8 protein-coding genes are annotated in these 11,101 nt (G+C 70.9%); all 8 read left to right on the plus strand.

Annotation, left to right across the window (positions count from 1 at the left end):
* Positions 1–11: 11 nt before the first annotated feature.
* Positions 12–1,097, plus strand: a complete 1,086-nt coding sequence (locus OG900_38665) for an FUSC family protein (GenBank protein WUH95509.1) — start codon at positions 12–14, stop codon at positions 1,095–1,097.
* A 167-nt stretch (positions 1,098–1,264) separates the two neighbouring features.
* Positions 1,265–1,711, plus strand: coding sequence for a potassium channel family protein (locus OG900_38670; protein ID WUH95510.1), 447 nt, complete (start codon positions 1,265–1,267; stop codon positions 1,709–1,711).
* 1,117 nt (positions 1,712–2,828) lie between these two features.
* The gene (locus OG900_38675) at positions 2,829–5,663 is read left to right on the plus strand and encodes an HD domain-containing protein (protein ID WUH95511.1); all 2,835 of its coding nucleotides are present in this window, start codon (positions 2,829–2,831) and stop codon (positions 5,661–5,663) included.
* Positions 5,664–6,047: 384 nt separating this feature from the next.
* Positions 6,048–7,598, plus strand: coding sequence for a type I-E CRISPR-associated protein Cse1/CasA (gene casA, locus OG900_38680; protein ID WUH95512.1), 1,551 nt, complete (start codon positions 6,048–6,050; stop codon positions 7,596–7,598).
* Complete coding sequence (locus OG900_38685; GenBank protein WUH95513.1) at positions 7,582–8,352, plus strand: type I-E CRISPR-associated protein Cse2/CasB; 771 nt, start codon at positions 7,582–7,584, stop codon at positions 8,350–8,352. The genes casA and OG900_38685 overlap by 17 nt, the downstream gene beginning before the upstream one ends.
* Positions 8,349–9,608 (plus strand): type I-E CRISPR-associated protein Cas7/Cse4/CasC, encoded by a 1,260-nt coding sequence (cas7e, locus tag OG900_38690; protein WUH95514.1) that lies wholly within the window; start codon positions 8,349–8,351, stop codon positions 9,606–9,608. Before OG900_38685 ends, cas7e begins: the two co-directional genes overlap by 4 nt.
* Positions 9,605–10,468, plus strand: a complete 864-nt coding sequence (cas5e, locus tag OG900_38695; GenBank protein ID WUH95515.1) for a type I-E CRISPR-associated protein Cas5/CasD — start codon at positions 9,605–9,607, stop codon at positions 10,466–10,468. The genes cas7e and cas5e overlap by 4 nt, the downstream gene beginning before the upstream one ends.
* Positions 10,435–11,088, plus strand: a complete 654-nt coding sequence (gene cas6e / locus OG900_38700; GenBank protein ID WUH95516.1) for a type I-E CRISPR-associated protein Cas6/Cse3/CasE — start codon at positions 10,435–10,437, stop codon at positions 11,086–11,088. The genes cas5e and cas6e overlap by 34 nt, the downstream gene beginning before the upstream one ends.
* The last annotated feature ends 13 nt before the right edge of the window (positions 11,089–11,101 follow it).

Below are 11,101 nucleotides of genomic sequence, written 5' to 3' on the forward strand. Positions count from 1 at the left end.
GGGGGAAGGTCGTGGGCTGGCTGTCGAAGGTGTTCGAGCTCACCCCCGCTGGGCTCAACTGGCCGCGAGGGGTGTTGTTCCTGGACATGGCGCTGGTGCCGCTGGTCGTCTTCTGGGCGATCGGGCATGAGCAGTACCTTCTGAGCGCCTTGTTCGGCCTGCTGTTCTCGTGGCTGGCTGACCCGGGAGGCGGCTTGGGACACCGTGCGTGGCATGTCGCCGTCTTCGCGGCCATCGGCGCCGGGCTGACCGCGCTGGGATTCGGCATCGGGGGAGAGGCGTGGGGGTGGCTGGTGCTGGCGACGTTCGCGGTCACGCTGGTGGCCGGCCTTTCGATCGCGTTCGGGGTGCACCGGTTCGTCAGCGCGACGCTTCTCAACCTGTGGTTCGTCATCGCCTTCGCGTCCGGGTTCAGCCTTCACCATGCGGCCCGCATCACCAGCTACACCTGGGCTCAGGTGGTTGCCTGGGCGGGCGGGGCGGGACTGTGGATCGTGTTGACGTTCCTTTGGTGGCTCGTCAGCGGGCGTCAGGAGCGGCCCCAGCCGGTCGAGGAGATCCCTGGTGACATCTCGCGGCGGAAGCTGACCGCGCCGCTGATCATGTTCACGGTGATCCGGGCCCTGGTCATGGCCGGCACCGTCGCGCTGGCCTTCGGACTCAACCTGTCGCACGGCTACTGGATGACGATCGCGGCCATGATCGCGATGAAGCCGACCCTGTCGCAGGCCATGCTCGTATCCGCCCAGCGCCTGACCGGCGCGGCCATCGGCGCCGTCGCGGCCGGCCTGCTGCTGCTGATTCCTGCCAGTGAAACCGGACTCAAGCTTTTCGCGGTGACGCGCGGACTCGAGGTGGTCGCGCTCGTCCTGCTGATGCACGGGGTGGCGATGAAATTCTGGAACTACGCGCTCTACTCCGCGGCCATCGCCGCCGGAGTGCTCATCCTGGTGGACCTTCCGCAGCCCTCCGACTACGCCGCCGAAGGCTACCGGGTGCTGTGGACGCTCTGCGGTGTAGCGATCGCTCTGCTCGTCATACTGCTCGCAGGCCTGCTCGCCAAGCACACCGCCAAAACGCCGCCACAACCCGCCTGAACGCTTTTCGAGATCCGTCGACGGCTTGGTGCGCGCCGTGCCGCCAGGCCGGTGACCGCCCCCGTGTCCTGCTGCAGGAGACGACGACCGCCCAGGAGAGTGAGTCCCTGGTCAGCGGGTGACGAGGACAGTCACGGGCATCGGTTCCGGGCAAAGGGAGGGACGCCATGGAGACGAAGAGCGACCGCCTGTCCATGCTGCTGGCCGCCCTGCGATCCCTGGTGTCAACGGGTCTGCTCGTCACCGCTTACTACGTGCTTCCCCTGGCATCGCCCGTCAGCCCCGCCACCGTCTTCGCGTTCATCGGCGGCACGGCAGCGGTGGCAGTCCTGCTGTCCTGGCAGATCGGCGTGATCAGGCGCTCCGCTCGGCCCACGCTGCGGGCGGTCGAGGCACTGGCGACGACCCTCCCACTCTTCCTGTCGCTCTACGCGGCCGCCTACTACCTGCTGCAGCGCAGCGCGCCACAGAGTTTCGGCGGACCGCTGTCGCGGACCGACGCCCTGTACTTCACGCTGACCGTATTCAGCACAGTCGGTTTCGGGGACATCACCCCACACAGCCAGGCGGCACGGATTCTGGCCATGGGGCAGATGACGCTCGATCTCCTGTGAACTTCGGTCTCGGCGTCCAGGCGTTCCTGACGGCCTGTCGCCTATTCTCTAACGACATGTCCGGGCTCTAGAGGCTATGGGCGCAGCTCAGGCGTATGTTTCTTCCCAACAGTTGATCTCCGAGCCAGTTGGGCTCTGCGGTTGGAGTTCCAATAGACGTAGCGTTAGCTGTCGTCCCCGGTGTAAATGGAGCAGGCTGACCGGGAGGGTGACGGTGCGCACGACGTTCAGTAGCGCCCGCGCGGTACCCCCGTGAGTAGAGGGAGCAGAGCGACGAGCGTGGCCAAAGTCGAGCCCGGCGTGCGGTACCCCCGCGTGTAGGGGGGAGCAGTTCCGCCACCACCGTGAACTCGCCCCGATGCCCGCGTTACCCACGCGGCGGCTGGGGGAGCAGATGCCGAGCGGGTGCCGGGACTATCCGCCGAGCGCGGTACCCCATTCGTAGGGGGAGCAGGCCGCAGGACTCGGCACCGCCACCGGCTACGGCGCGGTACCCCCATGTGTAGGGGGAGCAGTACGCGCAGGCGGGCCACATCACGCGGCCGGCCGCGGTACCCCCATGTGCAGGGGGAGCAGGACGCAGCTGTTGACTGGTGGCGTGGGCAGACCGCGGTACCCCCTCGCGCCGGGGGAGCAGGTCAAGGTACTGGCGGGCGCCGTGCAGGAGGGCGCGGTACCCCCTCGCGCCGGGGGAGCAGCTTCTTCCCGCCTGGTGGGAAAGACCCCTGGCCGCGGTACCCCCTCGCGCCGGGGGAGCAGGCTTTCTGACCTGGGCTGTTGTGTGGGCTTGGTTTTTTCTTTACTTGGTTTCTGGGTTCGTTGTCGCTGTGCTTGGTGGGTTTTGCGTCCTGTGCTGTTCATGGTGTGGTTTTTGCGGGCATGTTGTCCAGCGGTTCGCGGCGGGGGCGTTGGGGTCGGTCGGATGCATGCGGATCTATGACCTTGAGTGGTCTGTTGTGGTCGTTTCCCAGTGTTTTTCTGTCGATGGTGTTTCGGCGAGGACGCTTCGTTGAGCGGGGCTTCATCGTGGTCGTGGTCGTGGTCGTGGTCGTGGTCGTGGTCGTGGTCGTGGTCGCGGTCGTGGTGATGGCTGTGGAGGTGGGTGCTGGTGGGTGTGGTGGAAGATGCAGGGCGCGGGGGAATCTCGTTGGGTCCCTGGGGGAAGTTCGACAGCGCTACGGGGGAGTCGTATGCATTGTTGTTTCATTTGCTGGATGCGGGTGCGGTGGGGGAGGTGTTGTGGCGATGGTTTTTGACGGCGCGGCAGCGGCGGCTCATCGCTGATGGTTTGGGGGTGCCGCTGAAGCAGGCGGGCCAGCTGGTGGCGTTTTTTGCGGCCTGTCATGACATCGGGAAGGCGAGTGCTTTTCAGGCGTGTGAGCCGGTGGCGTGGGCGCGTGTGGGGGAGGCGCTGCGGGCTGATGCGGGTGGGTGGGTGTGGATGCCGCACGGTCGGGCGTCGATGGTGGCGCTGTTGCCGGTGCTGGTGGAGTTGGGCTTCGAGGTGGCGGGCAACGAGAGCGCCGGTGTGCGGGTGGCGCAGGTCGCCGGTGGCCATCATGGCGGGTACCTGGCGTTGGACGTGGCGGGCGAGCTGAAGCAGGACGGCAGGCTGGGCGGCCCGCTGTGGGCGGACCTGCGGCGTCGGTATGTGCTGGTCGTGCACCATCTGCTGGGTGTGGACGCGGTGCCGTCACGGATGTCGGCGCAGGCGGCTGTGCTGATCACGGGTGTGGTGATGCTCGCGGACCGGTTGGTGAGCCAGCGCGGGTACTGGACTCGGCGGGCGTCGGCGCCCGCAGTAGGTGCGGCCGAGCACATGGCCGGTTCTCGGGCGCAGGCCCCGCGGCTGGTGGACCGTGCGGGGCTGACCCGGGTGGTACTGCCTGAAATGCCGTTCGCCCGGGCGCACGGCCTGCCGGAGCCCAATGCGATGCAGGCGTCGCTGATGACGGGTCTGGGGCAGGCGGGGCTGGGCGGTAGGGGTGCGATTGTGCTGGTGACGGATGGTACAGGCGGTGGTAAGTCCGCGGCGGGTCTGGAAGCGGCGCGGTTGCTGAACGCGGCCTGTGGGACGGCGGGCTGGTGCTGGCTGCTGCCGACGACGGCGACGGCGGATGCCGCCTACGACGTTGCGGCGAGGTATGTGGAGGCGCACGGCGCGGACAGGTCGCCGCTGGGCCTGGTGCACCACCACCCGTGGCTGAACCGGGCCTATACCGACCAGCGGATCGCGGCGGACCTTCACGGCTCGACGCGGGACGCCCCGTGGAACGACACGGTGTGGGACGAGGGCGACGGGGAGGAGCGGGAGCGTCCCCGGGAGGCGGTCACGGTCCCGGACCGGTGGCTGCGCGGGTGGGACAGGGCGCTGCTGGCGCAGTTCACGGTGGCCACGGTGGACCAGGCACTGATGGCGGCCTTGCCGGTGCGGCACAGCCCGTTGCGGATGCTGGCCCTGTCGGGGAAGACGGTGATCATCGACGAGGCGCACGTCCTGGACACCTTCACCTTCCGCCAGTTGGAGCGGCTGCTGGTGTGGCTGGGCGGGTTCGGCACGCCGGTGGTGGTGCTGTCCGCGACGCTGCCTTCCCGGGCGGGGGAGCGGCTGGTTGCCGCCTACCTGCGGGGGGCCGGCACCGCCACTCAGGCCGGGCCGCTGGTCGCCCCGTATCCGGGGTGGCTGATCGCGGACGCCGGTACGGGCGCCACCGTGGTGATGGCGGCTGCCGACCGTGAACGGCACCGCGGGCGGCAGCGCCGCAGCGTCATGATCGGCCGGGCGGACGTGGTGTACCGGCCGCTGGGGCCGCTGCCGCGGCAGGTTCAGGCCGGGGAGCGCCTGGCGGTGATCGGAGAGCTGGTCGCCCCGGTGGCGGCCGGCGGGGGATATGCGGCGGTGATGGCCGCGACCGTCACCGACGCGCAGGAGACTTACCGGTACCTGCGCGACACCCTGGATTTCGGTGGGCAGCCCGCTGATCTGGTGTTGCTGCACGCCCGGTTCCCCGGCCGGCAGCGCGAGCGCCTGATGCGCCGGGTACGGCAGGCCCTCGGCCGCAACCGGCCCTATCCCGGGCGGATGGTCGTGGTCACCACGAGCGTCCTGGACGTCAGCCTCGACATCGACGTCGACGTGATGATCAGCGACCTGGTCCCGATCGGCTGGCTGCTGCAGCGCCTGGGCCGGCTGTGGCGGTTCCAGCACGCCTGGACCGGGCAGGAACGGCGGCCTGCGTGGGTGCGGGAGACCGGCGCGTGCCTGACGGTGTGCCACCCCGTCGGCCCGGACGGCGCACTGGACGTGCCCAAGCACTGGTCACACATCCCCGCGTTCACCCTCCACGCCACCGCCGCGGTCCTCGCCGCGCGCACCGCCGGGCAGCCCCTCCTCCTGCCCGACGCCGTGCCCGCCTTGGTGGAAGAAGTACAGGCCCTCCTGGACACCGAGAAGGGCGCCGCCGTCGACGCCGAACTGCACCGCGCTTACACCGCATTGGTGAGGGCGCAGGAGCACCTCAGCTCCGCCCAGCTGATCCCGCCGCCGCACCGCGTGGCGTCTCTGTTCGACCTGCACCGCCAGCCGCTGACCGCTGCGACGGCCGCCACCCGCCTGGGGATGCTGCCCCGCCCGCTGCTGCCCTGCTATCGCACGCCGCACGGACGGCTGGCCTTGGACGCGGCCGGCCGTTTCGAACTACCCGAAGGGAATCTGCGGCCCGCGCACGTACGGGCCCTCCTCGGCCGGAGCGTGCCGGTGCCCGCGGCGTGGGTGGCCCGCCCGGGCGCCGACCACCCGCGGCCGCCCAGCGCCTGGAGGGGCCACCCTCTGCTGGGCGACCTGGTCCTGCTGCCCCTGACCGCCGACCGGGCGCCGACAGCGTTCGGTGACCACCTGCTGCACCTCGACCCCGAACTCGGCCTGGTGCATCAGCACACCCCCGCCGTCTGACCGCGCGCCGCCGCACAGTGGCCCCCTACGGGCTCCGCTGCGCGGCGCCTTCGGCCGGGCGCCGGGCGCCGGGCGCCGGGCGCCGGGCGCCCCCCACGATGGGTGCTTTTAGCAGACCAGGGGAGAAGAATTCTCATTTATACAGTGATTCACGGGGATCTGTACGGATGCGGCTAACGTGACAGGGCGTGACTTTCGGCTCTGCTGTCGCACTGGCCACGCCTGAACCACCGCCTCTTGGGCTGCAGTTCGGGAGCGGTCGGGTTTGCGACGCCCGGGCCGTCGGGTCGCGCACCGGTTCTCGCATGACGGAGGTGACCTATTCCTCCCCGCCCTTCAGCCTCCGCCGACCGCCCCCGATATCCCGTCGACACCCGCCCGTGGGTGCCGGTTCGCACCGGCAAGCACATAGAGCCTGTGGGATTGCGGGAACTGTTCTGCCGCGCCCACCAGATCCATGATCTTGCGCTTCCCCTCGCCGCGGCCATTGCAGGCTTGCAGCGGATCCTCGTCGCGATCCTTGCCCGCCTGACCGGGTTGGACCAGCCCGGCACCAGCGTGCAGGAGTGGAACCAGCGTCGCACCGACCTGCTCAACACCCGCGGCGGCTTGGACCCGGCCGGTATCGACGCCTACTTCGACCGGTACACCTGGGACGCTTTCGACGTTGAGCGGCCCTGGATGCAGGACGCCTCGCTGGCCGACCATTGCCGGGTCCCTTCCGGGATCAACGCGCTGATCATGGGGCGGCCCTCGGGTGACAGCCTGTGCTGGTTCGAACCGGACACCGACACCGACCCTGCACCGGCTCCCACCGACCAGGCCCTGTGGCACCTGCTGATCAACCACTACTACGGCAACCCGGGCCGCCTGACACCACGCACCGCGGGCGGCACCGCGAGCGGCCAGGGCTCGGCCGGGCCGCTGCGCGGCACCCTGTCCTTCCACCCGCTGGGCCGCACTCTTCTGGAGACCCTGGCGCTGGGCCTGCCGCCGCTGACCGACGACGAGAACACCGCCGCCGACGCCTGCCCCTGGGAAGAGCCGGCTCCCCCCGAGCCGCTGGCACCGCTGCCACCGGTGACCTGGCCCGGCAGGCTGCTGACCGGCCGCTCCCGGCACGCTGTCCTGCTGGTACCGGGACCTGACGGCACGACCGTCACCGACGCCTACCTGACCTGGGCCACCCAGCAGCCACGGCTGGAAGCAACCGACCCCTACCTGGCCTACCGCACCGACCCCAAGGCACCGGTCGAAACGCGCCGCGTCCCGCGCATGGCGGAGACCGGCCGCTCGGTCTGGCGCGACCTGGATGCGCTGCTCCTGGCCGGCGAGGAGAACTCCGCCAGCCCCCGCCCGACCGCCTTCACCACCCTCAACGACCTGCCCGCAGGCGTCCGGGACGCCCTGCGGGTCCGCGTAATCGGCTTCGACCAGGACGTCGTCCTGGTCAAAAACCGCCTGTGGTACAGCGCGCTGACCCCGCCGATCTGGAACTGGGCCCAGGAACACGACCCGGACACCGCCCGCAGGATCCGCGACTGCTGCACCACCGCCGAGCAACTCGGCCACCTCCTGGGCAAGGTCGCCGGCCGCGCCTGGAAAGAGATCACCTCACCACCGGCCGCCACCGCCCGCCCCCACAAGCCCGGCGCGAAGAACCCCGCGTGGTCCGCACGCGCCCGCGCCGCCTACTGGCCGCAGGCCGAAGCCACGTTCTGGCGCCTGATCCACGACACCCCCGACACCCCCGTCCGACCCGCGTTCGCTGCCGACGCGGTGCGCGCCCTGCGCACCGTGTCCACCGCGAGCCTGCCCCAACACGCCCGCGCCGGCGAGGTCCTCGCCGCCGCCATCGCAACCCTGCTGCGGGACCCCACAACCCCCGCGCCTCCCGGCGACCCCACAAGGCCCCCGTATGACGACAGCTGCTGAACGCCACGCCGACCACGACCTGTTCATCGACACCGTCCGTGGCCTGTGCCAGGACCCCGGTGCCCGCAGGGCGATCAGCCGCAGCCGCGGCCGCGGCCTGAGCCACTGCGCCGACGCCCACTCCTACCTGGCCGAGCACGTCTTCCGGCACCCCATCCGCAAGTACGCACCGCGCGCTCACTACACGGTGGCCGCCCTCATCGCCGCCACCAGCACCCCGCACACGCCTGACCAACCGCCCCCCAACACCCCCCTGCACGCCGAGACCGCCGCAGGCACACCACCACCGCTCACCCCGGCGTCACCACCGGGCGCCGACCCGCACCCCCGCACCCCCACAGGCGCCGCCGGCGGCCCGGCAGACGCCACCGCCGGCACCACTGCTTCCGGACCGGCCGGTGGTACCACCAGCGGGCCCGAGGCAGCCCGCGCCGCATGGGATGCCTGGCACCGCCGCCCCGACCTGGGCCGCACCCTCGCCGAGGCCGTCCTGCGCCGCGCCCTCGCACACGACAGCGCCACCCGCCGGCTGAGGGCCCTGGGAAAGCTCAGCACCGACCTGCTCCACCCGCGCCTGCCAGCCCTGGCCAAGCTCCTCGACCAGGCCGGACTCGACACCGACTTCGCCGTCCTGCTCGACGACCTGGTCTGGTGGGACACCGACCGGGCCCGCATCACCAGCGCCTGGACGCTGTCGTTCCACCTCGCCGTGGGCGGCGACACCCCAGCCCCCACCGACCTTGCGGAGACATGATGGCCTCCCGCTTCCTCGAACTGCACATCCTGCACAACGTGCCCGCCTCCCGCCTCAACAGCGACCAGGACGGCGAACCCAAATCCCTGACGTACGGGAACGTCGTGCGCGCGTGCGTGTCCTCCCAGTGCTGGAAACACGCCGTGCGCCACACCATCGAAGAGCAGGCCCAGGAGTACGCCACCCGCACCCGCAACCTGCCCTACCGCCTCACCGAGCGCCTGATCGGCGACGGCTGGCCGTCGGACCTCGCGGCCTTCGCCGCCGCGGAAGTCGCGCGCTGCGCCGGACCGAAAGGCCTCTCCCCAGGCAAAGAACTGCAGACCACCGCAAACATGCTCTACCTTCCCGCCGACGTCCTGACCGGCCTTGCCGCCCTGTGCCAGACCCACCGCGAGGTTCTGACCCAGGCCGCGAAGAAAGCCGCCGACCGCGCCCCGCAGGCGGCCCCCGACACGCCCCCGCCTACCGCCCGCAAACCAGCCGGTAAGAAGCGCCGCACCATCCCGGACACGCGCCTGCTGCCCACCGCCGACGTCAACGCACTGCTGACCGACCGCACCGGCACCATCAACCTGCTCGGGCGGATGCTCACCGACATCCCCGGCGGCACCGTGTCCGGCGCCGTCGACATCGCACCGGCCTTCAGCGTCCACGCCGCCGACTCGCAACCCGACTGGTTCACCACCGTAGAGGACTGGCCCCGCCCCGACACACCCGGCAGCGCCCACATGGACACCGCCTACTTCACCACCGCGACCCTCTACCGCTACGCCTGCCTGAACATCACCGACCTGCAGCGCAACACCGGCGACCTCGACCGCGCCCGCCGCCTGACCGCGCTGTTCACCGAGGCGTTCATCCTCAGCATGCCGCAGGCCAAACGCACCAGCACAGCCCCCCACACCCTGCCCCACCTGGTCCACTACACCATCCGTGACCGCCGCCCCGTCTCCTACGCACCCGCCTTCGAACAGCCCGTCAAAGCCCCCCACGCCGGCGGCTACACCACCACCGCCATCCAGACCCTGTGCGCCTACGCCGCCGCCACCGACCGGCTCCTGGGCACCGCCCACCGCCACACCCACGGCTACACCACCCTCGACGACGGCGACCTGCCGCTCGGCACCGCACACCGCGGCTACGACGACCTCATCACAGCCTGCACCGCCGCCGCCTTTACCCCCACCACTCCGCCGGCCGCAGGCAGCCTCGACACCGCCCTGCTGCCCGCACAGGCAGCCGCCGCATCGTGAGCACACTGCTGCTGCGGCTTGCCGGACCGCTCAGTTCCTACGGCAGCGCATCCTCCTTCCACCACCGACGCGGCACCCACCCCCATCCCACCCGCTCCGCCCTGATCGGCATGTTCGCCGCCGCCCAGGGCAGGCCTCGCCAGCACGCCCTGACCCCACACCACGACCTGCCGGACGAGCCCAGCTACCACGACCTGACCTTCACCATCCGCATCGACCGTCCAGGCACTCTCCTCACCGACTTCCACACTGTCGGCGGCGGCCTCCCCCACGGCGAAGGCCTGCGCATGAGCAAAGGCGGCTACCGCAGCGCTGCCCGCTCCACCCTGGTCACCCGACGCGACTACCTCGCCGACGCGGTCTTCACCGTCGCCGTTCAAGGCCCCGAACCTCTGGTGGAGCGGATCGCCACCACCCTGGAACACCCCGTCTGGGCCCCCTACCTCGGGCGCCGATGCTGCATCCCCGACGAGCCCCTCCTCTTGGCCGCCTCGGTCCCTGACCCCGTCACAGCCCTGCGCGCCGCCGTGCCCCTCTGCCTGACCGCACCCCCGCCGCCAGGGGCGGCCACCACGCCCGTCGACTTCATCTGGGAACAGCAGCCGGACACCACCGTCGCCTGCCGCCACTACGAACTGCCCCACAGCCCCATCGACTTCACCCCCGGTCAGCGCACCTACACCACCTACTCGGTGTGGTCCACCACCGAACCCCTGCCGACCGACCTGTACGCAGGCCCCCAGCCCCTGCACGCCCTGACGGCCTACCGGCACGCCCACCACCGCGCCGACCACACACCCGACCACCTGCTCGACCAGGAGCCGCCATGCCGCCCGCCGTCCTCGACGCCGGCCCCCTGACCGCCGCCCTCACCCACATCCGCCTGCGCCGCAGCAACCCCGACGCCCGCCGCGACCTGCTCGACACCGTCGCCCTCCACAAGACCGTCATGCGCCTGGCCCCCGACAACCTCGGACCCCACCCCCGCCAAACTGCCGGCCTGCTCTTCCGCCTCGAGCCCGGCCCCGCCCCCACGCTCATCGTCCAGACCACCCACCCCCCGCTGCTGCACCACCTGCCGGACGGCTACGGAACCGCCCGCGTCCACGACCTCAGCCCGATCCTGCGCCTGCTGACCGGCGGCATGACCGTCCGCTACCGCATCACCGCCAACCCCATCACCATGCAGTCCCACCCCACCGACCCCGACAAGCCACGCCGCCGCATCGCCCTCAACGGAACCGACGCCACCGCCTGGTGGACCCGGCGGGCCGCCCGCGCAGGACTGGTCATCCACACCACCGATGCCACCATCCGCGCCTTCCACCGCCGCGATCCCGCCGGCCCCTGCCACTCCCTCATCCAGTTCGACGGCCACGCCACCATCACCGACGCCGACCAGCTGCGCCACACCCTGACCCGGGGCATCGGCAAAGCCAAGGCCTACGGCGCCGGCCTGCTCACCCTCGCCCCCGCCTGACAACGCCCGCCCC

This window comes from Streptomyces sp. NBC_00433 (assembly GCA_036015235.1).
Classification (GTDB): domain Bacteria; phylum Actinomycetota; class Actinomycetes; order Streptomycetales; family Streptomycetaceae; genus Actinacidiphila.